Origin of the sequence: Polaromonas sp. (genome assembly GCF_016185115.1) — a bacterium.
GTDB lineage: Bacteria > Pseudomonadota > Gammaproteobacteria > Burkholderiales > Burkholderiaceae_C > Polaromonas.
In genome coordinates, this window is the sequence record NZ_JACPOF010000008.1 from 138,344 (window position 1) to 161,822 (window position 23,479).

At 60.9% G+C, this 23,479-nt stretch carries 19 protein-coding genes; 3 read left to right on the forward strand and 16 right to left on the reverse strand.

Features of this window, described 5'->3' with window-relative positions; genetic code table 11:
* Nucleotides 1–69 precede the first annotated feature (69 nt).
* Nucleotides 70–1,470, reverse strand: coding sequence for an adenylosuccinate lyase (purB, locus tag HYX42_RS05715; protein ID WP_293400743.1), 1,401 nt, complete (start codon nt 1,468–1,470; stop codon nt 70–72).
* Between the two features lie 135 nt (nt 1,471–1,605).
* Between purB and HYX42_RS05720 the strand changes: the two genes are divergently transcribed.
* Nucleotides 1,606–2,220: a glutathione S-transferase N-terminal domain-containing protein gene (locus tag HYX42_RS05720; RefSeq protein WP_293400745.1), complete on the forward strand. Its 615-nt coding sequence runs from the start codon at nt 1,606–1,608 to the stop codon at nt 2,218–2,220.
* A gap of 208 nt (nt 2,221–2,428) precedes the next feature.
* Here the strand turns inward: HYX42_RS05720 and HYX42_RS05725 are convergent, their stop codons facing one another.
* The 8 genes from HYX42_RS05725 to HYX42_RS05760 all read right to left on the reverse strand — a co-directional run bounded on the left by HYX42_RS05725 (nt 2,429) and on the right by HYX42_RS05760 (nt 10,170).
* On the reverse strand, nt 2,429–3,199 hold the full coding sequence (locus HYX42_RS05725; RefSeq protein WP_293400747.1) for an SDR family NAD(P)-dependent oxidoreductase: 771 nt from the start codon (nt 3,197–3,199) through the stop codon (nt 2,429–2,431).
* Between the two features lie 12 nt (nt 3,200–3,211).
* The gene (locus HYX42_RS05730; RefSeq protein ID WP_293400749.1) at nt 3,212–3,760 is read right to left on the reverse strand and encodes a DUF3833 domain-containing protein; all 549 of its coding nucleotides are present in this window, start codon (nt 3,758–3,760) and stop codon (nt 3,212–3,214) included.
* Nucleotides 3,757–5,049 (reverse strand): MFS transporter, encoded by a 1,293-nt coding sequence (locus tag HYX42_RS05735; RefSeq protein WP_293400751.1) that lies wholly within the window; start codon nt 5,047–5,049, stop codon nt 3,757–3,759. The genes HYX42_RS05730 and HYX42_RS05735 overlap by 4 nt, the downstream gene beginning before the upstream one ends.
* Complete coding sequence (locus HYX42_RS05740; protein ID WP_293400753.1) at nt 5,046–5,642, reverse strand: chalcone isomerase family protein; 597 nt, start codon at nt 5,640–5,642, stop codon at nt 5,046–5,048. Before HYX42_RS05740 ends, HYX42_RS05735 begins: the two co-directional genes overlap by 4 nt.
* A gap of 12 nt (nt 5,643–5,654) precedes the next feature.
* A complete protein-coding gene (locus HYX42_RS05745) occupies nt 5,655–6,983 on the reverse strand; it encodes a cyclopropane-fatty-acyl-phospholipid synthase family protein (RefSeq protein WP_293400755.1) in 1,329 nt (442 codons plus the stop codon).
* Nucleotides 6,980–7,738, reverse strand: coding sequence for a DUF1365 domain-containing protein (locus HYX42_RS05750; RefSeq protein WP_293400757.1), 759 nt, complete (start codon nt 7,736–7,738; stop codon nt 6,980–6,982). The genes HYX42_RS05745 and HYX42_RS05750 overlap by 4 nt, the downstream gene beginning before the upstream one ends.
* Nucleotides 7,735–9,147 carry an FAD-dependent oxidoreductase gene (locus HYX42_RS05755; protein WP_293400759.1) on the reverse strand — a complete coding sequence of 471 codons (1,413 nt, stop codon included), beginning with the start codon at nt 9,145–9,147 and terminating at the stop codon, nt 7,735–7,737. Before HYX42_RS05755 ends, HYX42_RS05750 begins: the two co-directional genes overlap by 4 nt.
* A gap of 396 nt (nt 9,148–9,543) precedes the next feature.
* Nucleotides 9,544–10,170 carry a glutathione peroxidase gene (locus HYX42_RS05760; RefSeq protein ID WP_293400761.1) on the reverse strand — a complete coding sequence of 209 codons (627 nt, stop codon included), beginning with the start codon at nt 10,168–10,170 and terminating at the stop codon, nt 9,544–9,546.
* Between the two features lie 278 nt (nt 10,171–10,448).
* Between HYX42_RS05760 and HYX42_RS05765 the strand changes: the two genes are divergently transcribed.
* Both HYX42_RS05765 and rfaE2 read left to right on the forward strand, forming a co-directional pair.
* A complete protein-coding gene (locus HYX42_RS05765) occupies nt 10,449–11,318 on the forward strand; it encodes a ferritin-like domain-containing protein (protein WP_293400763.1) in 870 nt (289 codons plus the stop codon).
* Between the two features lie 23 nt (nt 11,319–11,341).
* A complete protein-coding gene (gene rfaE2 / locus HYX42_RS05770; RefSeq protein ID WP_293400911.1) occupies nt 11,342–11,800 on the forward strand; it encodes a D-glycero-beta-D-manno-heptose 1-phosphate adenylyltransferase in 459 nt (152 codons plus the stop codon).
* Nucleotides 11,801–11,833: 33 nt separating this feature from the next.
* On the opposite strand, the gene HYX42_RS05775 is transcribed toward rfaE2, so the two are convergent.
* The 7 genes from HYX42_RS05775 to glnE form a co-directional block, all read right to left on the reverse strand.
* On the reverse strand, nt 11,834–13,081 hold the full coding sequence (locus HYX42_RS05775; protein ID WP_293400765.1) for a beta-ketoacyl synthase: 1,248 nt from the start codon (nt 13,079–13,081) through the stop codon (nt 11,834–11,836).
* Between the two features lie 21 nt (nt 13,082–13,102).
* Entirely contained in the window at nt 13,103–13,363 is a 261-nt protein-coding gene (locus tag HYX42_RS05780; protein ID WP_293400767.1) for an acyl carrier protein, read from the reverse strand.
* Nucleotides 13,364–13,510: 147 nt separating this feature from the next.
* Nucleotides 13,511–14,557 (reverse strand): SDR family oxidoreductase, encoded by a 1,047-nt coding sequence (locus tag HYX42_RS05785; RefSeq protein WP_293400769.1) that lies wholly within the window; start codon nt 14,555–14,557, stop codon nt 13,511–13,513.
* Nucleotides 14,558–14,609: 52 nt separating this feature from the next.
* Nucleotides 14,610–17,735: an efflux RND transporter permease subunit gene (locus HYX42_RS05790; RefSeq protein WP_293400771.1), complete on the reverse strand. Its 3,126-nt coding sequence runs from the start codon at nt 17,733–17,735 to the stop codon at nt 14,610–14,612.
* 12 nt (nt 17,736–17,747) lie between these two features.
* Nucleotides 17,748–18,944 carry an efflux RND transporter periplasmic adaptor subunit gene (locus HYX42_RS05795; protein WP_293400773.1) on the reverse strand — a complete coding sequence of 399 codons (1,197 nt, stop codon included), beginning with the start codon at nt 18,942–18,944 and terminating at the stop codon, nt 17,748–17,750.
* Between the two features lie 16 nt (nt 18,945–18,960).
* The gene (locus HYX42_RS05800; protein ID WP_293400775.1) at nt 18,961–20,496 is read right to left on the reverse strand and encodes an efflux transporter outer membrane subunit; all 1,536 of its coding nucleotides are present in this window, start codon (nt 20,494–20,496) and stop codon (nt 18,961–18,963) included.
* Nucleotides 20,497–20,656: 160 nt separating this feature from the next.
* Complete coding sequence (gene glnE, locus HYX42_RS05805) at nt 20,657–23,449, reverse strand: bifunctional [glutamate--ammonia ligase]-adenylyl-L-tyrosine phosphorylase/[glutamate--ammonia-ligase] adenylyltransferase (protein WP_293400777.1); 2,793 nt, start codon at nt 23,447–23,449, stop codon at nt 20,657–20,659.
* Nucleotides 23,450–23,479 lie beyond the last annotated feature (30 nt).

Here is a 23,479-nt window from a genome sequence, read left to right on the forward strand (position 1 = left end):
CGCCAGACCACCAGCACCGCCCCCTTTCAAAGGGGGGAACGGGCTACACGAAGTGAGCCCGGACGGGGGTTAGACCCGTTTAGCCAGCTCAGCCGCCATGCCCACATAACTGGCGGGCGTCATCGCCAGCAGCCGGGTTTTCTCTTCTTCCGGGATTTCCAGCGATTTGATCAGCGTGTGCAGATCTTCAGCCTTGACGATCTTGCCGCGTGTGACTTCCTTGAGCTTCTCATACGCGCCCTGCACACCGTAGCGCCGCATCACGGTCTGTATGGGCTCGGCCAGCACTTCCCATGAGGCATTGAGGTCATCCTGCAGCGCTTCGCTGTTGAGTTCAAGTTTGCCCAGGCCCACGCTCATCGAGTTGTAGGCCAGCACGGCGTAGCCAAAAGCCACGCCCATGTTGCGCAGCACGGTGCTGTCGGTCAGGTCACGCTGCCAGCGTGAGACCGGCAGCTTTTCGCTCAGATGCCTCAGCAATGCATTCGCCAGGCCCAGGTTGCCTTCGGCATTCTCGAAATCAATCGGGTTGACCTTGTGCGGCATGGTGCTCGAACCAATCTCGCCGGCCTTCAGGCGCTGCTTGAAGTAGCCCACGCTGACATAGCCCCAGACGTCACGCGACCAGTCGATGAGTATGGTGTTGGTACGCGCCACGGCATCAAAAATCTCGGCCATGTAGTCATGCGGCTCAATCTGAATGCTGTACGGCTGGAAAGTAAGCCCTAACCCAAGCGGCTCGGGTGTCTCGATGACCTTGCGGCTGAAAGCCTCCCAGTCAAAGTCTGGCCAGGCCGATAGGTGGGCGTTGTAGTTGCCGACGGCGCCGTTCATCTTGGCCATCAGTTTGACGCTGGCGATCTTCTCGCGCGCGGCTTGCAGGCGCACCACGACGTTGGCGATTTCCTTGCCGACGGTGGTCGGGCTGGCGGTCTGGCCGTGGGTGCGGCTCAGCATGGGTTCGGCGGCGTAGGTGTGCGCCATGTCGCGCATCTGGGCAATCACCTTGTCCAGCGCGGGCAGCAAGACGGTTTCGCGGCTGCTTTTGAGTTGCAGGGCGTGGCTGGTGTTGTTGATGTCTTCGCTGGTGCAGGCAAAGTGCACGAACTCGCCTGCGTTCTGCAGTTCAGGCCGGGCTTCAAATTTGGATTTGATCCAGTACTCGACCGCCTTCACATCGTGGTTGGTGGTCTTTTCAATGTCCTTGATGGCCAGTGCATCGGTTTCCGAAAAGTTCTTCACCAGGCCCAGCAAGTAAGTACGTGCTCCGGGGCTGAGCGGCTTGAATTCTTTAAAACCTGCATCCGACAGCGCGATGAACCAGGCGATTTCAACCTGGACGCGGCGGTGCATATAGCCCTGCTCGGACATCAGCGGACGCAGGGTGGCCAGGCGGCCGGCGTAACGGCCGTCCAGCGGCGACAGGGCGTTGATGGGGGAAAGTGTCGATGACGTGGAGGAGGAGCTCATGGCTCAATTGTAGGCCGGTGGCCTGTCATTGCCGCGCCGCAGCAGTCCGGCGGTTTGACTCGATAGAATGCTTCATAAGCTGCGATTTACCGGCACATTCCTGCCTTTGCCAGATTCCACGATTCCAGAACAAACATGAAACTTATCGGTTCAAACACCAGCCCCTACGTGCGAAAAGTACGCGTTGTGATGGCCGAAAAAAAGCTCGACTACCAGTTTGTGGAAGAAGACGTCTGGGCAGCAGGCACCAACATCGCTCAATCCAACCCGCTCGGCAAGGTGCCCTGCCTGGTCATGGAAGGCGGCGAAGCTGTTTTTGATTCGCGTGTCATCGTCGAATACCTGGACACCCTTTCCCCCGTGGGAAAGCTCATTCCGGCCCAGGGCCGGGAGCGCGCCGAAGTCAAGACCTGGGAGGCCCTGGCCGACGGCCTGATGGACGCCGCCATCCTCGCCCGGCTGGAGGCCACCTGGTCAGGCCGCACTGACGCCCAGCGCAGCCAGGCCTGGATAGACCGCCAGATGGCCAAAATCGAAGGCGTGCTCAAAGCCATGAGCGTGGGCCTGGCCGACAAGCCTTTTTGCAGCGGCATCCACTTCAGCCTGTCTGACGTGGCCGTTGGTTGCGCCCTGGGCTACCTTGACCTGCGTTTTGCCCAGATCAACTGGCGCGGCGGTTACCCCAATCTGGCAAAGCTGCAGGAAAAGCTGACGCAGCGCGCGAGCTTTGTAGATACCTTTCCGGGTTAAATCACTGGCCCGACGACCAGTTGGGCTGATTTTTAACGTAGACGTTAAAAAATCGCCAAAAGTTAATATGGAACTTAACTTTTTGGTCTGTTAGCCGGGCCAAGGCTTCAAAAACAGCCCAAAAAGGCCATTTCCAGGTGCCAAATCGGGCTTCAGGCCAATAGATACGCACGTGAGCAGCTATCAAAATGATAGTAAATTCAGCGCTTCAAAGCCCGGTAAATTTGCGGATGACCGGAAAGTACAGCCTTGCAGGCAGCAGCGCCAGCGCCTTCATCCACAGCGTGAAGCGTTTGGGAAAGTGAATCTCGAATGAACCCGCAGCCCAGCCCTTGAGGATCTCCTGCGCGGCCACTTCTGGGGTGATGAGGGCCGGCATGGTGAACTTGTTCTGGGCGGTCAGCGGCGTCTCAACAAAACCCGGGCAGATCAGGCTGACGCCGACATGGCTGTCCTGCAGGTCGACATACAGGGTTTCAGCCAGGTTGATGAGCGCAGCCTTCGTCGGCCCGTAGGCCAGGCTTTTGGGCAGGCCGCGGTAACCGGCCACGCTGCTGATCAGGCTGATGTGTCCCGACTGGCGTTTTGCAAAATACGGCAGCACGGCGTCGAGCACGTACAGCGCGCCTACGTAGTTGACCTGCTGGTGCATCAGCATCTCGCTCAGGTCAAATTCTGTGGCGCGCATTTCCTTGTAGTAACCGGCGCAATACAGCACCAGGTCCAGCGGGCCGGCGTCCAGCACGGTTTGCGCGGCTGCCTTGGCGGCGGCTGCGTCTCCCGCATCGAAAGCCAGGGCAAGGGTGCCCGGGTGTTCAGCCGCAAAGCCGTCAAGCGCCTGCTGGTTGCGTGCCGAGACGATCACCTTTGCGCCTGCCGCGTGCAGCGCGTGTGCGGTCGCGCGGCCTATGCCGGTGGACGCGCCGACCAGCCACACGGTCTTGCCGTGCCAACTGGTGATGGGTGGGTTCAATGACATCTGCGGCGACCGTCAGCGTTTGACGAAGGACAGCGTGACCTCGCCCAGCTTGATGCCGAACTTGCTCATCTCTGCGCGGTTCAGCATGACCTTGTCGCTCATCAGGTACATCCAGTCGTCGAACTGCACTTCAACAGTTTTGCCATCGACGGGAAGCATCAATGTGTAGCTCCAGCGGAAGGTGTTGCCCGCTTCTTCGCCCAGCGCCTGGCCGATCACGTCAGAGGCGGTGCCCACGTATTTGCCGTCGGGCATGCGCTTGAGCGTCCACACGCGGCGCTCTTTGGTGCCATCGGAATTGGTGAAATCCTCATCCAGAGTTCCCGTATCACCAACCCAGCTGCACTTCATGACCACTGTGAAGCGTTTGAGCACCTTGCCAGAGCGGTTGGTGAACACGCCATAGGCATCGACGGTGCCGTTGAAATACTGGCGCATGTCGAGCACCGGCTTTTCGGCAGCGTAATCGGCCAGCTGCGGCGCTGCGCAACCGCCCAGAAAAAAGCCCGTGGCCAAAAGCAGGCCGAGGGCCGCACGTTTGATGGTGATGAGGGGTTTCATGCGGCAACGCTTTCAGGTTTTCGGATGATGAAGAAATAAAGCCCGGCAGCAGCGCACAGCTTGAGCACACAGGGCAGCACGCAATAGGCGATCACCAGCGCGCGCAGCGCCTCTGGTGCGCGAATGCCCGGTGCATAGCCGAACAATGCCAGCAGGGGCAGTGCCAGCCCGGCGGCCATTGCCAGGTTGAGTTTGGTGGCGAAGTTCCACCAGCCGAAGTAAGCGCCTTCAGCTTTGCCCGAATCGCCATTGGCCTGTATCACGCCCGCCAGCAGCGCACCCGGCAGCGCCAGGTCTGTGCCCAGCGCAATGCCCGAGAGCGCGCAGATCAGCAAAAAGGCGCCGGTCTGGCCTGCGCCGATTTGTGTGGCCCAGCTGAAAACAGCCATGGCCAGAAACATGCCGCAATGCCAGCTGGCAGCCAGGCCCAGTCTTTTGACAATTGCCAGCCACATCGGGATGGAGAGCGCCGCTGCGAGGAAGTAGCTGCCCAGAAAGAGCGGCTCCATGCTGGCCGGGGCCTGCAACCGGTCCTGGATGAAAAACAGCACCAGCGTGGCCGGCACCGCACTGGCAATGCCGTTGAACATGAAAACTGCGAGCAGGCGACGAAAGCTGGCGTGCTTGAAGGGTCGCCAGATGGCACCGGGCTGTATCGTGTGTTGACCTGCCCCGGCCACGGGGCGAACCGCGCGCGACCAGGCCAGCCAGCCGGCGATCAGTGCCACCATAAACAACACAGTGGTCGCAGGCAAACCCAACGCTACCGGCGTGACGGAGGCCAGCACAACGCCTATCAGGCCCAGCCCTTCGCGCCAGGCGACGATGCGGCTGCGCTGTGCCTCATTGCCGCCCAGCATCGCGCCCCAGGACTGGTGCGACACGCTGAGCGCGCTGTAGGCCGCGTAGGTGACCATGAGCATCACGCTGGCCCAGATGATGAGCGCACCTGGCGCACGCACGGGCGGAAAAAACAGCAGCGCAAAACCGATCGCCAGCACCAGCGCCGCAATGGCGCCCAGTGCCAGTACCGATTTCGCCGAGCGTGCAAACAGCCGGTCGCTGAGGCGGCCCAGCAGCGGGTCTATGAAGGCGTCAAACAGGCGCGCGCCCAGCAGGATGGCGCCCAGTGTGGCCAGCGGCACGCCGAACTCGCGCGCATAGTGGTTGGGCAAAATGACGTAAAGCGGCAGCGCCACAAAAGCCAGCGGCAAGCCCAGCAGGCCGTAAGCCAGGCCATTGCGGGCCGTGAAAGCGCGGCCTTCAGGGCCGTCGCTGTCTGTGCTCACGCCGCGCCGGCCAGCAGGGCGCTGCGCAGTTTGGGCTGGGATGTTTGGGGCGACAGCCAGATACCAAAGAACAGGCGTGCGAACTCGACATCACGGATCTCGCCCGTCGATTTGCCATTGACCAGGTAGGCCGCACCCACACCCGGTTTGTTGATGCCGGTCACGCGGTCGCCCTTTTTGAAGTCAGGGTAGACGCGCATCATCCCGGCGATCCAGGTTTTGGCCTGGGCTTCGCTGATGGTGGCGGAGCGGCGCATTTCGGCAATCGATCGTTCGGCCACGTCAATGGCGTCGAAGTCGCGCAGGTAGGCCAGTTCCAGCGCAAAGGGCTGGCTGGCTATGTTGTCTTTTTTGAAGCCAGGCTGGGCCCAGAGGCGCGCGTCATAGACCTGAAAGCCCCAGTAAGTCAGGCGCTGCTTGCCGATGAGCCGATAGTTGGACAGCAGATCATTGAGCTCGGCACGCATGTCGTCCGGCCCCATGACGGGTGCGGCTGCGCCCTCAGGGGTCTCCGCCGTCTGCGCAAGGAGGGATGGCGCTGCACATGCCGTTGCGGCTATGGCCAGTGCCCGTGAAAATGTGCGGCGCTTCATTGAAATGCCGGATCAGAGCTTGCGCAGGGTGTATTGCACGACGTCGGTGTTGGCTTCCATGAAAGCCGCTTCACAGTAGCCGAGGTAGAACTCCCAGATGCGCATGAAGCGTTTGTCGAAACCGAGTTGCAGGATGCGCGACTCCTGCGCCATGAAGTCTTCGCGCCAGAGCTGCAGGGTGCGGGCGTAGTCCTGGCCGAAGGCAAACTCGTCGACCACCTCAAAACCGGCAGCTTTGGCCTGTGCGCGGAACTCGCGCGGGCAGGGCAGGCAGCCGCCGGGAAAGATGTACTGCTGGATAAAGTCTGTCGAGGCGATGTAACGGTCAAACAGCTCGTCGGCGATGACGATGCTCTGTATGCAAGCATGGCCGCCGGGCTTGAGCAGGCGGGCGACGGTGGCGAAATATTCGGGCCAGTATTCACGGCCCACGGCCTCGACCATTTCGATGGAGCAGATGGCGTCGAAAGGTTCGTCGGCCGTCGTTTTGCCGATGTCACGGTAGTCCTGCAATCTGAGATCATAAGTTGCAGCCCCCACGCTCCACACTGCGTGTGGTTCGCTGCCCCCCGAGGGGGCCGTGCCTTGCTTGGGGCGGCCCGGCGCGGCGGCGGCTTCAGCCACACCTGCACGCGCCATACGCTTTTGCGCCCATGCGAGCTGCTCGGTGCTCAGGGTCACGCCGACGATAGATGCGTCAAATTCTGTCGTCGCTTTTTCAGCCAGTGCACCCCAGCCGCAGCCGATCTCCAGCACGCGATCACCGGGCTTGACCTGGGCCATGCGCAGCGCGCGCCGCACCTTGGCGTGCTGGGCTTCCTTCATTGAGGTTTCCGGCGTTTCAAAAATGGCCGACGAGTAATTCATCGTGCCGTCCAGCCACAGCTCGTAAAACGCATTGCCGAGGTCGTAGTGCGCGTGGATGTTTTTCTGGCTGTTGGCCTTGGTGTTGCGGTTCAGCAGGTGCTTGACGCGGTAGGCGAAGCGGCCCAGCCAGGTGCCGTAGAACACGTCCTCGACTTCCTTGCGGTTGACGATGAAGACGCGCAGCAGCTCGGTCAGGTGCGGTGTGGTCCAGTCGCCGGCGATGAAACTTTCGGCAAAGCCGATGTCGCCCGAACGCAGTGCCGCGCCGCATACATTCCAGTTGAGGAGGTGCAGGCTGGCCATGGGCGCTTCGCCATTGCCGAAACGCTGCACGGACCCGTCAGGCAGCTTGACGGTGAGTGTGCCGTGTTTCAGGCGCAGCAGCATCCTGAGCGCGGCGCGTGCCGCAGATGGCGCATCAACAGGCACCGCGAGGCCTGAGGCGGTGGGGGAGGATGTGTTGAGTGTGTTCATCGCGTCACGAATATTTCAGGTGGCTGGGGTTTGCGGATAAAGGGCACATGCTTGCGCCATAACCTGAAGGCCTGCCAGTGAATGCGGGCAATCAGGCCGAAGGTCATGGCCGGGTAGCGCCACAGCGCCTTGCGCATGCTGGCCGGTGTGAGGGGCTCCAGCGTGCCGCTGACGCTGGTTTCCAGCAGCGGGCCGGCGCTATCGTCGTAGTCGATGCGGGCCACTGTTTTTTCAACGCCGTCATGCGCGCTGCGCATGAAGCGGAAGCGGTAGCCGCCTTCAAGTGTGCAGAAGGGCGAGACGTGAAACACCTTGTCTGCAGTGAGCTCCTGGCCGTAGCGGGGTTCATCCAGCAGGTAGCAGTGGCGTTCGCCAAAGGTGTTGTTGACCTCAACCACGATGGCGCGGAGCTGGCCCTCCGTGGTGTGGCAGTACCAGAAGCTCACGGGCTTGAAGGTGTAGCCGAAGACGCGCGGGTAGGTGTGCAGCCAGATCTCGCCTTTGGCGTCTTCAACGCCTTCGCGCAATAGCAACTCGTCTATCCAGCTGACGGCGTTGTTCCGGCCGTCGCCGTGGTCTTTGTCGAAAAAGCTCAGCAGGCCACGCCGGTTGTGGGCGAGTCCGCCGCTGCCCTGCAGCTGCATGGCGCGCATGGGCAGCATCAGGAAGTAGGTGGGGTAGGCGAAGGCGTTTCCGGCAGGTTTCAGCCGCTTGTGGCGCACTTGCCCAAAACCGATCATCGGTGTCAGGGTCATGCCTGAGCCCCGGTGTCGAGCAGCAACTGACGGGCCACCTGCAGGCCCGACTTGAGTCCGTCTTCGTGAAAGCCGTAACCCGTCCAGGCACCGCAGAAATACGTGTTCTGCTTCCCCTGCAGCTGCGGCAAATCGGCCTGCGCGCGGATGGCGGCAAGGTCAAAAACCGGATGTGCGTAATCAAATTCACCCATGATGTGATTACGCTCAATCTCGCGCACTGGATTCAGCGACACCACCACCGGCTGTGTAAACGGCAGCGGTTGCAGCATGTTCAGCAGATAGTGAAGGCACACTTGTGCGGACTCACGGTCTGTGTGCTGCGCACGTTCATAGTTCCATGCGGCCCACGCGAGTTTCTTTTTGGGCAGCACGGAGGTGTCTGTGTGCAGCACCGCCCGGTTGGGCTGGTAGCGGATGGCGCCCAGCACCTGCCGCTCGGCCTCCGTGGCGTCGCGCAGAAGCTCAAGCGACTGGTCGGAATGGGTGGCGAGCACCACCTTGTCAAAACGCTCGGCGCGGCCGTCGGTGATGATGCGCACGCCTCCTTGGCTGTCTCCGTCGCGCTCGATCAGCTCGACGGGTGTGTTCAGGCGCTTGTCGGGTATGCCGGCAATGATTTTTTCAACATAGTTGCGCGCGCCGCCAGTCACCGTCCACCACTGCGGGCGGTTGGCCACCTGTATCAGGCCGTGGTTGTAACAAAAGCGGATCATGGTGGCGACCGGGAACGCCAGCATCTGGTCGGTCGGGCAGGACCAGATGCAACCCATCATGGGCAAAAAGTACCAGTCACGGAATTCATCCGAGAATTTCCTGACCTTCAAAAAGTCGCCCAGTGGCTGCATCATCTCAGCCTCTGCGTTGGCGGCAGCAATGGCGGTTGTGATGCGGTTGAAACGCATGATGTCACGCAGCATGCGCAGGAACTTCCAGTTCACGAGATTGCCGCGCTGGGCAAAGACGCTATTGAGACTCGAACCACTCCATTCAAGATTGCCCCCACGCTCGTCACTCCGTGTACGTCGCTGCCCCCCGGGGGGGCCGTGCCTTGCTTGGGGCGGCCCGGCGCTGCGGCTGCTGTCGAAGGCGTTCGGCACCTGCACGGAAAACGACATGTCGGACTTCGCAGTCTCGACGCCGAGTTCCGCAAAGAGGTTGATCAGGTTGGGATAGGTGCGCTCGTTGAAAACGAGAAAACCGGTGTCCACGCCATGTTTGACCGGCCCCTGCGCGGTGGGCAGGGTGAGGTCTACGGTGTGGGTGTGGCCACCGAAATAATCGTCTGCTTCGAACAGCGTGATTTCGGCCAAGCCTTTGAGTGTGTGCGCCACGGCCAGCCCGGAAATACCGGAACCAACGATGGCAATGCTGGGCAGGCGCCTGTGGGAAGGGGGCTGGCTGCTCATGGTCAGCCAGCCGAATATAAAAATGCTGCGAAGCGCCCCGGCGCGAACGAGGGAGGGAGGGAGGAGGAGGAGAAGCGCCCCGGGATTGCATTCGGACCAGAGTCCAAAAGGCTTCGCAACAATGAAACTGTTTTCTTGCCAATGCTCAATGCATGAACCAATGTAATTCCATTGCGTATTGGCCTGTGTAGGAGTACGCCGCCGCTTTTGGAGTTCCCGGTTTTTACGAAAACTGCAAGGTAAAGTTTTGTTAATAGCGGCAAGGGCGACTCATTTCAGCGGTTGAGCGAAGTGCGGCCGTTTCAATGCCCGCGCTCCGTGAATGCCGAAATGATAAACCCGAAAATACCGTTCAGTCAAATAGTGACCAACCGGTATTTTCTTCGCTGCCAGATTTCAGCGAACGGCCAGCTGTTTTTCAACTTCCCGCACAAAGCTGCCGCTTTTCGGGTCGGCCATGGAGTTGAAACTGACGACGCTCTGGCCATCGCGGGCAATCACGTATTTGTAGAAGTTCCACCTGGGCGAGGTGCCGGTTTTGGCTGCCAGCTGCTTGAACAGCGGATTGGCGTCCTTGCCGGTCACACTGGTTTTGGCAAACATGGGAAATTTCACGCCGAATGTGTTTTCGCAGAAATCGGCGATTTCCTTGTTGCTGCCGGTTTCCTGGGAAAAGTCGTTGGACGGAAAGCCCAGCACGACTAGGCCCTTGTCCCTGTATTTGGCGTACAGCGCTTCCAGACCTTCGTACTGTGAGGTAAATCCGCAAAAGCTGGCGGTGTTGACGACGACCACCACCTTGCCGCTGTACTGGCACAGCGACTGCGGTTTTTCATCCTGCAGTCGAAGGAAGTTCTGTTGCAGCAGGCCCTGGCACGCGGTGCTGGCGCCAGCGGCAGTTGCGGCATTTGTCGGCCTGTTATTTGCGGCTGCCGGGGAGGGCTTCAGGTCTGCAGCACCCGACACCAGGGTAAAGGACAGGCTGGCCAGCAAGGCAAGCTGTTTGAGGGGCGTGACAGGCATGTTGGGCTCGCTTTCGTGTACGGCGGTTTGCGTGGGCATCACAGCTTACAACCTGTGGGGAATACGCGCAGGTCGGGCTCTTGGATTCACCCTTATACGGAGGTTTGTAAGGCAAACGCCTGAAACCCCACCCGCTAAAGCGGCCTAAATGACGAATTGTCATATTAACCGCCTAAAATCTGGCCAGTACCCAGATGCGAAAAGATCGCATCCGAGGCAGATCATGCTGCGTATTACCGTATCACCATGACGCGTCACGGAAACGCCAAGGAGTTCACATGCTTTACCCTGAATTGTTCAAACAGCTCGAGTCTGTCCGCTGGGACATGGACAAGGACATCCCGTGGGAAAAGTTCGATGCATCAAAGTTGTCGGACGAGCAGGCACAGACCATCAAGATGAATGCCATCACCGAGTGGTCGGCCTTGCCGGCCACAGAGATGTTCCTGCGTGACAACAAGGATGACAGCGATTTTTCGGCCTTCATGTCGATCTGGTTTTTTGAAGAGCAGAAACACTCGCTGGTGCTGATGGAATACCTCAAGCGTTTCCGGCCCGACCTTGCGCCGACTGAAAAAGAACTGCATGAAGTGCGCTTCGAGTTTGAACCCGCGCCTGCGCTTGAAACCCTGATGCTGCATTTTTGCGGCGAGATCAGGCTGAACCACTGGTACCGCCGCGCCAGCGAGTGGCACACCGAGCCTGTCATCAAGCAGATTTACACCCAGCTGAGCCAGGATGAGGCCCGCCATGGCGGTGCCTACCTGCGGTACATGAAGCGCGCCATCAACAATTTCGGCAACGACGCACGTGCGGCATTCACCAAGGTGGGCGTGTTGATGGCCAGCGCACGGCGCACCGCGCAGGCGCTGCACCCCACCAATCTGCATGTCAACAAAAGCCTCTTTCCGCGCGACACCATACAGTCGCGCCTGCCCAACCCCGAGTGGCTGGAGCACTGGCTGGATACCCAGATCAAGTTCGACGCAGTCTGGGAAGGCAAGGTAGTCGAGCGCATTCTGCACAACATGAGCCTGCTCATGAACCAGAGTTTCAAGACGGTGCAGGAGCTCAATCGCTACCGCAAGGAAATCGGCCGCGAAATTACGGCGGTCATTGCCGCAGACGCCAAGCCGCAGGCGGTGTGAGCCCTCCCGCTTTCCTGGACAAGATGGTGGCGCGTGAGGATGCGCCTGCGCGCGTGGCCAGCCTGACCAGGCCGGTTGTTTTTACCAACGGTGTTTTTGATGTGCTTCACAAGGGCCACGCCACCTATCTCGCCCAGGCGCGTGCCTTGGGCGGCAGCCTGGTGGTGGCCATCAATACCGATTCATCTGCTCGCCGGCTTGGCAAGGGGCCCGACAGGCCATTGAACAATGAACTCGACCGCGCCGCATTGATGGCAGCGCTGGAGTCAGTGAGCCTGGTGACCTGGTTTGATGACGACACCCCGGCCGGGCTGATTGCGGAACTCAGGCCCGATGTGCTGGTCAAGGGCGGTGACTACGACATGAGCAAGCTGGCGGAAGCCAGGATTGTCGAGTCGTACGGCGGTCGGGCTGTTGTCATACCGTTTGTCGACGGTTATTCGACGACTGCACTGGTGAAAAAAATCCGTAGCGCTGGCTGAGCGTTGCCGGGGATGGCGGTCAGGCCGGCAGTCTCAGACGGCCCTGGCGATCAACACCGAGTTTGAGCCGCCGAAAGCAAAAGAATTGGACATCACCGCGCGCACATGGCTGGCGCTGCGCGCCTGAAGTGCAATGTAGTCAAGATCACAACGCGGATCAGGTGTTTCAAGAAACGCTGTAGGCGGCAGTTGCCCGGCGCGCAAGGCCATGATGCTGGCCATGAACTCCATGGCGCCTGCAGCGCCCATGGAGTGGCCGTGCACGGCTTTGGTGGAACTGATGGGCAAGCTGGCAGCAGCTTCGCCAAACGCCAGCTTGATGGCGCTGGTCTCAACCACATCGCCCACCTCGGTCGCCGTGCCATGTGCGTTCAGGTAGCCAATATCGGTTGTCTTGAGTCCGGCATCCTGCAGGGCGAGAGTCATGGCGCCTGCCTGCCCCTGTGCATCCGGCTGCGTCAGGTGGTGTGCATCCGTGGTCGATGCGTAGCCTGCCAGCTCCGCCAGTATGTTCGCGCCGCGTTTGACGGCCGTCTCCCAGTCTTCCAGAACCAGCATGGCCGCACCTTCGGAGAGCACCAGGCCAGAGCGGTCGGCGGAGAAAGGCCTGCACGAGGCCGCCGCACCGTCTGCGTGGGGCTTTGCGAGCGTGTGCATGGCCTGCCAGGCCTTGATGGTGCCGCGGTTTAACAGTGCCTCGGCCCCGCCCACAAGCATGGCGTCGGAATAGCCGTGACGGATCTGGCGGAATGCATCGCCGATAGCCGTGGCTGAAGAGGCGCAGGCGTTTGATACCGTGCTGTTCGGGCCTTTCAGGCCGAATTCCATGGCAAGGTGTGCCGATGTCGCGTTGTTCATCGCCAGCACCACCGTCATCGGGCGCAGCCGCGCGACCTTTTGTTCAAGCAGTGAGGTGTAGGCCGCATCAAGAGAGCCGGCACCGCCGCTGCCTGTGCCCAGTGAAACGCCGAACCGCCCGGGGGCATAAACGCCCAGGGCTGAAGCCCCCAGCCCGGCCTGTTGCATGGCCTCCCGTGCGGCAACCAGCGCGAGCTGGCTGACCCTGTCCATGGTCAGGAGCTTTGCTTTTGAAAAATGCGTTTCAGGAGTGAAATCAATGTCGCCGGCCAGGACGCTTTCCGTGCCGGTGGGGAACGAAACGTCCATGGCCCGTATGCCGGACTTCGCCTGAAGCAGGGCTTCAAAGAAAGTGTCGCTGGTGTTACCTGTCGGGGAAACAACCCCCATTCCGGTAATGGCGACGCGGCGTGTGACTGTCATGTGATCCCGCGCGGGCGGCGTTCAGGCGGCAGGGCTGCCTGTATTGCCTGGCAGCTTGCCGTCCGGCATGAGTGGTTCGATCATCTGGACCATTTCATCCAGCGTGCGTGGAGGGTTGGCCTGATCCGGGATCTGGATGCCGAACTTGTCTTCAATCTGAAACAGGAATTCAATCACCGCCAGGGAATCGAGGCCCAGGCTCTCAAGCGTAGCGTCCGGCACCAGCCGTTCTTCTGCAATACCAAACGTTTCCGCAAAAAGATTAATCAGATCAGAATTCATCAAACAAAACCCAAGCGGTGCACAAGCACCATAGCATCACGAGAATAGCCTCATAGCTTAACATTTCTTTACATGGAGACAGCCTGTGGAAACCCCTTGCCCCGGTTCACCCGCAAGGCCTTTTGGACTCCCGCAGAAGACGGGCTTTCAGGGTGTGTACATCTGCTTGACCGCATCGGACAGGCTGAAGGTGCCCAACATTTCGCCCAGATAGCTGATGGGAGCCGGCGCATCGGCCCGTGTTCCAATTTCTTCGTGCAAACGGGCATTGCTGAACACCGCGTCTGCAGTCAAAAAGGGCAGGTAGGGCTGCAGGGATGCAAACATCCACCTCTGGCGTGCAAATTTCGGTGTCGGTACAAAGTCACGGCCACGCATCACCAGTTTTTTGATGCCGGGCATGGTCAATATCAATTCGTCAGCCAGAGCCTGAAACGTCATGGACGCCTCGCCTGTTGAGACGTGATAGCAATCGTAGGACAGGTTTTCCCTGAGCAGCATCTCGGCGAACGCACTGGCGATGAAGTCAACAGGCGCAAAATCCAGCTTTGCCAGCGGGTCAAGCGGCACCTCGCCAAGCTCTGCCATGACCGGGATGGACCACAACATGTTGCGCGCGAGTTTGGCATCGTCAATGCCGCGGGACAGTACGATGCCCGGACGCAAGGTTACAAAGGGCACCCCGGTCGCACGCAGCAGTGTCTCTGCATCGCGTTTGGAGCGTATGTAATCGTTGGCATAACCCGCAAAAGGCATGTCTTCGGTGATAACCCCCCTCGGCTCGGTGGTCACTGCGGCAGTGCCGACAAAAAAGCCACGCTGCGAGGGTTTGAGCCTTTTCAGGATACCGGCAAAGTTGCTGGCGGCCCTGATGTTGATGGGGTAAACGCCTGCATCGGGCTTGAAGGACGTACTGGCCGCGGAGTGAAGGACAACGTGGGCTGAATCAATGACTTCCTGGCTGAGGCCGAAGCCCTCAGCCTCAATATCGCCCGCTTCTGCCGAAACAAGGGATGCAAATTCAGGCTTCCAGAGCACGCTTTTCTGCAAACGCTCCAGCAGGCGTGCGTTTGCGCCCGCCCGGTCTGGTGCACGGACAACCGCGGTGCTGGCCACGCCGCGCGCGGCAAGCAGGAGCATCAACTCGCCGCCGATCAGGCCTGTTGCGCCTGAAAGCAGTACGCGTTTTTGCATGAAATCACTCTAGAAAATAGGAATCCGATTATAAGAGCGCCAGTTTTACGGATCAGGCCTCCACAGCGGTTTCCTCGGGCAGCTTTGTGACCTGGCCGTGAGGGGCTTTGCGCCAGATGTGCCGCCCGAGCCAGTGTTCAAGGTCATCAATGATGGTGAATACGGCCGGCACCACCAGCAGGCTGAGCAGCGTGGAAGTGATCAGCCCGCCAATCACGGCGATTGCCATCGGCGAGCGAAAGCTCGGGTCTGCCCCCCAGCCCAGGGCCAGCGGCATCATGCCCGCGCCCATGGCGATGGTGGTCATGATGATGGGCCTTGAACGCTTGTGGCATGCATCTACCAGTGCATCAAAGCGCCCCATGCCGTCTTGCCGAGCCAGGATGGCGTAATCGACCAGCAGGATGGAGTTCTTGGTCACTATGCCCATCAGCATGATGAGGCCGATCATGGAGGGCATGGAAAGCGCCTTGCCTGTCAGCAGCAAGGCTACAAAAGCACCACCTATGGACAGCGGCAACGCCGCGAGAATCGTGACCGGCTGCATGAAGTCCTTGAACAGCAGCACCAGCACGCCATAGATGCACAACACGCCGATCAGCATGGCGATGCCGAAGCTCGCAAACAAGGCCTGCATTTCCTGCGCGTCGCCCAGTTCGGCAATTTTCACGGCGGGTGGCAGGCTTTGCATGGATGGCAAGGCGCGCGCTTCTGCATTGACTTCGCCGAGCGTCCTGCCGCCGAGTTCGACGCTCAGGGTGACGTTGCGGCTGCGGTTAAGGCGGTCGATTTGCGCCGGCCCCGACTCCATGGTCACGCTGGCCACATTGCCCAGCATGACGGGGCCGTTCTTGCCCGGAACCGTGAGCCGCTCTATGGCCGCCAGGTCGGCTCGCACGGCATCAGGCAGCTTGACGCGAATGGGCACCTGCCGTTCGGACAGGTTCAGTTTGGTCAGGCTGGTGTCGTAGTCGCCAGCAGTGGCCACACGCACGGTTTCACCAATGCTCGACGCCGTTACACCGAGATCTGCTGCGCGCGCGAAGTCGGGCCGCACGATGATCTCGGGTCTGACCAAGGCGGCGCTGGAGCTGACATTGCCTATACCCTGAAGCGTGCGCAACTCGCGCTCGACCTTCTGGGCGGATTCCGACAGAGCGATCGGGTCAGCACTTCGCAGTACAAGCTGCATCTTCACGCCGGTGTCTGGTGGGCCGACGGTGAAACGTGCGCCGGCGATGGCGTCGAGTTTCTGGCGTATCTGGTTCTCAATCCCGGGCAGGGATTCAGACCTGTCGTTACGGTGTACCGTGGTCAGCGTCAGAACCGCGCGGCGCGCTTCTGCGGCAGCACCGGGGGCAAACTCGTCACCACTCGAACCACCGCCTATGGAGCTGAAAACACCCGTGATGCCTTTGACCTGCATGACGGCCTGTCGCGCCTGCTCGGCGGTGCGGGCGGTTTCAGCCAGCGTGCTGCCGGGCGGCAGTTCCATGTTGATCTGTGTCTGCGCGCGGTCGGCGGGCGGTACAAACCCGGTAGGCAGAAAGAAGACCAGCCCAATGGAAGCGAAGAAGAACACGGTGGCAGCGACCATGGTGAATATGCGGTGGTTCAGGCACCATTTCATGGTGACCATGTAACGCTGCATCAGCCAGCCATCGACTTCTTCCCGGTGTGTGGTCGGCCTGAGTATGTAGGCCGCCATCATGGGCGTCAGCAGCCGCGCAACCACCAGCGACGCAAGAATGGCCAGCACGGCTGTCCAGCCAAACTGCTTGAAGAAGAGCCCGGGTATGCCGCCCATGAACGCGGTCGGCAAAAACACTGCCACCAGTGCAAAGGTTGTCGCAATCACGGCCATGCCGATTTCGTCCGCTGCTTCCATCGCCGCCTGCATGGGTGTCTTGCCCATGCGCAGGTGGCGGGATATGTTTTCAATCTCCACGATGGCATCGTCTACCAGTACACCGACAACCAGCGCCAGCGACAGCAGCGTCACCGTGTTGAGCGTGTAACCGAAATATTTCAGGCCAAGAAAGGTCGGTATGACGGAAAGCGGCAGCGCGGCGGCGGCGACCAGCGTCGCACGCCAGTCGCGCAGAAACCACCAGACCACCAGCACCGCCAGCAGCGCGCCTTCATAAAGCAGCTCCATGGAGCCCTCGAAGTTTTCCTGCACCGGCTGGGCGTTGTCTATGACCTGCCTGAGTGTGATGTTCGGATTGGCGGCCTGCAATTCGGCAACGGCCGTGCGCGCGCCGCGGGCAACATCAATCTCGCTGGCGCCTTTGGTGCGGAAGATTTCAAAACCCACGACCTTCTGTCCGTCCTGGGTGGCAAGCGACCTGGGTTCTGCCACGGTATCCAGGACGGTGGCAACCTGGTCGAGCCTGATGTGCCTTCCATCGGCCAGGGGAAGTTCCAGGGTCGCAAGTTCTGATGCGGTCTTGACCGTGGCAATCGTGCGCACGGACTGCTCGGCACCACTGACATCGCCCCGCCCGCCAGGGGCCTCCTGCTGTACCAGGCGCAACTGGCGCGAGATGTCGAGAGCGCTCACATTCAGCGCGGCCATCTTTGCGGCATCCAGCTCTATGCGAACTTCCCGCGTGACGCCGCCCATGCGCTTGATGGCACCCACTCCGGGAACAGCCAGCAGGCGCTTGGTCACGGCGTTGTCAACAAACCAGCTCAGGTCCTGGTCATCGATGAGGCTTTTGCGGCCGTCTTTTGCCGGTGCGGGCGCGGCCACAAACGTCAGCACCACACGTCCTGCTGTTGAAGCTTTTGTGACCGATGGATCGCGCAGGGCGATGGGCAGGTCGGCGCGAACCCGCGCGACCGCATCACGCACATCGTTCACCGCATCCGACAGTGATTTTTCAAGGATGAATTCCACCGTGATGCTGACGTGTCCATCCAGTACGCTGGTGTAGATGTTCTTGATGCCCTGCAGGGTGGCGATGGAGTCTTCAAGCTTGCGCGCAACTTCGGTTTCGAGCTGCGCGGGTGCCGCGCCCTCAAGCGTCGCGCTGACCGTGACGATGGGCAACTCGATGTCCGGGAAATCCTGCACCGCGCTGGCTTTGTAGGCGAGCAGGCCTGCCAGGGTCATCAGCACAAACAGCATGATGGCCGGGATAGGGTTCTTGATGGAGAGCGACGAGAAGTTCATGGCTGCTTCTTTTTATTTTGCAGTTGCCTGCGCCGCCACCTTGCTGACCAGATCACCGTCGTTCAGAAAGCCAGCGCCGCTGGCGACCAGTTCTGCGTCGGGCTTGATACCGGAGCTGACCTCAACCCGGTCGCCCAGCCTTCGTCCGGTCTGCACCTTCACCTGGCTGACATGGCTGTCCGGTCCAAGCACAAACACATAGCTGAAACCGTCGCGGATCACGACGGATTGCTGTGGAATCGTCAGTGCGCTGGACGTACCCAGGTCAAACTCGCCGTTCGCAAACATGCCTGCAGTCACCGGTGCCGTGATCTGGGTAACGGCCGCAGTATCGCCCGCCTTGCTGCCCGCTGGCAGGCTCAGCTTGCCGGTGTTGCTGGGCAGGTCAACATAAACCAGCGCAGCGCGGGTTTGCGGGTCAACGGTGGGTGCAATCATGCGCACCTTGCCCTTGAGCTCCACGCCGTTGGCGGCAACCACCGTTGCGGCGGTACCGACGGGCAGGCGCCCGAGTTCACTGGAGGTCACCTCTGCGCGCCACTCAAGGCGGCCACCGCGGATCATGCGAAACAGTTCGGTGCCTGCGCCGACAACGGCCCCCACTGTTGCCGTGCGCGCAGAAATGACACCGTTGTCCGGCGCCAGGAGCTGCGTCTGTTTGAGTTTGACCTGCTGCACCGCCAGCACGGCCCTGGCCGCCTCAAGCCGCGCTTTGGCCGTCTTCTCTGCAGTCATGTACTGGTTGATCTGCTGCTCGCTCAGTGCGCCGCTCGCTTGTAGTGTGCGGGCCTTCTCTGCGTTGCCGGCCGCATCGACGGCGCTGGCCTCGGCTTCGGCCAGGCTGGCCCGGCTCTGGGCCACTTCGGCCTGAACTGACTCCAGTGCAAAAACGGCCAGCACCTGGCCTGCCCGCACCTTGTCGCCCACATTCGCCCGCACTTCGGTCAGCCGCAAGCCATTCACTTCGCTGCCGATGATGGCCTCCTGCCAGGCCGTGATGCTTCCGTTGGCGGCGAGCTTGATGGGCAGGCTGAGTTTGCCGGGTTGCACGGTGGTGACCGTCAGTGCAGGCTTGGGAGAACTTTTTTTCTTGTCCGCCGCGCCGGACCTGGAGGAGAACAGGGCCACAGCGCCTACGACCAGCACCGCCATGACCACGATGGCGATGACGACGGGCTTGCTCTTGAAATTGAAATCGGGTTTTTTCATGGCTTGCGTTTCTTGATCAGTTCCATGCCGGCAGGGCAGATTCGGGGATTTCAAACACCATGGGGTTGGCATGCGGCGCAGAGATGGTCCAGCCGCCGCCCAGCGCGCGATAGAGCGCTATCCAGGCACTTCGGCGCTCCTTGTCCAGGTTGACTACAGCACTTTGCGCAGACAGCAGGGTGCGGCGGGATTCTTCCAGTTCCACCAGGCTGGCAAGGCCGGCTTTGTATCGGGCCTCCGTACCGGCAAAGGATGCACGGTAGCCCTCTGCAGCCACGACGGTATCGGCGCTCCTGTCCGCAGTGCTCTGCAGGTTGACAAGCGCCTCTTCAACCTCTCGTACGGCCTGCCTCACCGCTCCGCGATATTTGCCCGCTGCTTCTTCGTACCTGGCTTTGGCGGCTTCGAGGTTGGCCTCGCTGGCACCCCCGTCGAACAGCGGAACAGTCAGGGCCAGCGGACCTATGGACCATGTATCGTAGGTCTGGGTGAAGGTTCGTGACTTTGCGTGGTTGGTTGCGATGGAACCCGCCAGGCTGAGCCTTGGGTAACGCTGGGCGCGCGCGCTTCCAACTTCAAAGCTTGCGGCGCTCAGATCTCTTGCGGCTTTGAATACATCCGGTCTCTGCCCCAGGACTTCTGCGGGAACACTGGATATTTCCGGGATGGGTTGCTGCGGCAGGTCGGCAGAGGATTGCGCCAGTTTTTGACGCAACCGGGGTTCCGTGATCGCTGTCAATGCCACCAGTGCCTTGACGTCTATATCGCACAGCGCGCGCTGCTGCGTCAGCCGGCTGTTGCTTTCAGCGGCGCTGGCACGCGCCAGTGCAGCGGTGGCGGGCGCTTCAAATCCGGCTTTTGCGACCATCGCCGTCAGCCGCGCTGTGTCTGTGCGTGACTGCGTGTCCGCGGTGGCGACAGCCAACAGCTTTTCACAGGCCCTGCGGCTGTAGTACTGGTTGGCAACTTCGGCTGCAACCGATACACGGGCGTCGTGCCAGAGGGCTTCCGCGCCCTGGAAGCGTTCCTTGTCCGCAGCCAGGCTGGCGCGATTCTGGCCGAACAAATCGAGCTCCCAACTGGTTTGCAGGCCGACCTGTGCGACGTTGGCAGGCGGCAGTATCGTGCGGTTGATCGGTCCCGACTGGCTGCGACTGATGTTGGCAGTGGCGTCCAGACTGGGCAGCAGGCTGGCTTCCGATGAGACACGGGTGGCTTGCGCCTGCTCTATGTTGGAGCGCGCCGTGATGACCGAAGGGCTGACGTTCTGGGCCGCTTCAATCAGCTCGACCAGCAAGGGATCATTTTGCTGCCGCCACCATTGCGACAGGCTGGTCAGGCTGCCGTTGTGCGGCAGGCTTGACGTGGCGCTGCTGGTGGCGCTGGCGGAAGGCAGGGTCGCGTACCACTGGGGAGGTGCGTTAATGGGGAGGGTTGCTGGTGGTGCAGTGGCGGCGCAGCCGCCAAGAACAAGCAGCAATATGAAAAATGCGGTACGGCCCGCCGGCAACGCGCCCCGGCCGCCGGGGCCATGATGGTGAAATCTTCTCATGCGCTGGTTCCTGCTCGCTCCCGAGGGGTTTTGGCCGGCGGGCCGGATCGCGGCCCTCCCGCAGGATGGCGGCAGATACGGGCGATCGTGAGGCTTATTGCCGTGATGCGCACGATTAAATCAGATGGCTGGCGGCCATCCGGTTTAACCATGCCATTTGTCAGTCTTTAAAGACGGCCAGCCAAAGTTGCCGTATGGCCGAACGCTCGCCATCCAGGACACCTGGCTCAACCTGCGTTGGCTCTTCGTTGAGACGTGCGCGGTGCTGTATGCGCCTGAGTTCACGATACGCGTCAGCCGCTTTCCGGCCCACACCTGCTGGCAGCAGGCGGGCATCCTCCGCACGCTGCAGCAAGGCGATGTTGCCGACATTTGGCACCAGTTCGGGATGCCCTCCAGAGTAGGACAGCACCAGAAACTGGACAGCAAATTCGGCATCAACCATGCCGCCTTCACTGTGTTTGACATCGAATTTGCCACCCCTGACCGGATGGGCTGCACGCACCTTGCTGCGCATGGTGACGATCTCATCGCGCAGCAGGACGGCATCGCGGGGTGCCGTGATCACGCTTTCCCTGACCTTTTCGAACCTTGCACGAAGTGCTTCCGAGCCCAGCACAAAGCGCGCCCTTGTCATGGCCTGGTGTTCCCATGTCCAGGCTGTGTTGCTGCCGCGCCCTTGCTGGTACCGGGTGTAGGCATCAAAGCTGGTGACCAGCAGGCCTGAGTTCCCGTTGGGCCTGAGCGCGGTGTCAATCTCGAAAAGATCGCCTTCGGCCGTCTTGATCGTGAGCCAGTTGATGAGCTTGCGCACGAAGGCCGCGTAAATCTCGGGCGCCTGCTCATGCTCGTCTTCGTAGACAAAAACAATGTCGAGGTCGCTGCCGTAGCCGAGTTCCTTGCCGCCGAGTTTTCCGTAGGCAATGATGGCAAATTGCGGAACCTCGCGGTGGCGGTTCTTCAGGCGCTGCCAGCACCAGTCAGTGGTGATGGCCAGAATCACCTCGGCCAGTGCACTCAGGTCGTCGGCAACCTGCTCGACAGTCAGTACGCCTTCCACATCCCTGGCCAGCGTGCGGAAGACTTCGGCATGGTGCGCGCGCCTGAGCAGATTGAGGCAGGTTTCTTCGTCGTCTTCGCCGGTGCGCTTGAGGGAGGCGAGGCGGGCCTGCAGTTCGCCGGCAAAACCGGTGGCATTAAAACGCTCGCGAAGCAACTCTTCACTGGCCAGTTCATCAATCACACCGGGGTGCTGCAGCAGGTAACGTGCTGGCCATTTTGCGGCGCCCAGGAGGCGCAGCAGCCGCTCATGCACTGCAGGCCGCTCAAGCAGCAGTGCCAGGTAGCTTTCGCGCCTGAGCAGGGGCTCCATCCAGTCCATGATGCGCAGGGCGGCATCTTCGGTGACCGTACCTGCCGCCAGCCACTGTGCCGTGCGCTGCACCAGTTGTGTCAGGCGTGCGCGTGAGTCATCGCGCAGGGCCAGCACTTTGGGATGCTGCCGCCACTGCGCCAGCCGTGCACGGAACCGGGTGGGCCACTGCTCCGACAGGTTGTCCAGAAGCTCATCGAGGAGGGGGGGCGCTGTGGCCGAGCCCTTGACGCAGCCCTTGCACTCCTTTTTACCGCCCAGCAGCTTGTCGAATTCTCCGGCGACCAGTTCGCGGTGGGCGTCGAGTTCGCTGAGGAAGGGGCAGCAACTGGCATAGCCCATGGTCTGCGCTATCCACGCCAGATCATCGTCATTGGTAGGCAGCACGTGTGTCTGCTGGTCGTCGAGGTACTGGATACGGTGCTCGACATGGCGCAAAAACACATAGGCACGTTCAAGGGCTTCGGCCGTTTCCTGCGGCATCAGCCCGGCCTTCGCAAGGCGATGCAACGCATCCACAGTCGGGCGGGTACGAAGTTCGGGGAACTGGCCGCCGCGCACCACTTGCAGCAGTTGCACGGTGAACTCGATCTCGCGGATGCCACCGCGGGAAATCTTGACGTCATTGGCGCGTTCCGGGTGGCCGGCGCAGCGTTTGGCGGCATGTTCGCGGATCTGGCGATGCAGGATGCGCAGGGCGTCAAAGACGTTGTAGTCGAGGTAGCGCCTGAAAACGAAGGGCAGTATGAGGCCGCGCAAGGCCTGGGCCGAGCCGCTTTTGATGCAGGCCAGCGGCGCGACCACACGGCTCTTGAGCCAGGCAAAACGTTCCCATTCGCGGCCTTGCGCCTGGAAATACTCTTCCAGCGCATTGAATGAAATCGCTGCCGGCCCCGAGTTGCCGTTGGGCCTGAGGGCCAGGTCGACCCGGAACACAAAGCCGTGCTCCGTGGTCTCGCCGATCAGCCCGTACATCGCCCTGACCTGTTGCGAGAAAAATTCGTGGTTTGAAATACGGCCGCGTCCATCGGCCCTGCCAGCGGTTTCACCGTCGCTGTCGTAAACGTAGATGAGGTCTATGTCGCTTGAGACATTGAGCTCGCGTGCCCCCAGTTTGCCCATGCCGACGACCCAGAGCTGGGCGCAGGCTGAGTCTGCCGCGGCGCCGGCCCTGTCTTTATCTGTATTGGCCAGGGGCTGGCCATGAAGTTCATCCAGCACCCTGCGCGATTCAGTCGCGGCGACATCAAGGGCCAGCTCTGCAAGTTCCGTCATGGCCCGCGTCACCATGGTCAGGGTGACGCGATCAGCCGTACCGCGGCCACAGTCGATGACGACCAGCCTTTCCATGACCAGCTGCCTCACGATCCTCAGGGCGGCCCCGGTTTCAAGGCCGTCGGCCAGCAGGGCCTGTAGCGCCTTTTCCATCGAAGCGCGCACCGGTTCGCCTGGAGGCAGCAGGCCCATCCGGGTGTCGTAGCGTCGCCTGATGCGCTGCACAAATCGCGAATAAGCTGCCAGATCGGCGTCAGGCTGCACGTGGACAATGGCGCTGGATGGGGTGTCTTGACCAGTGGGCATCACACTACTTCACAAAACTTCACCGCGCCT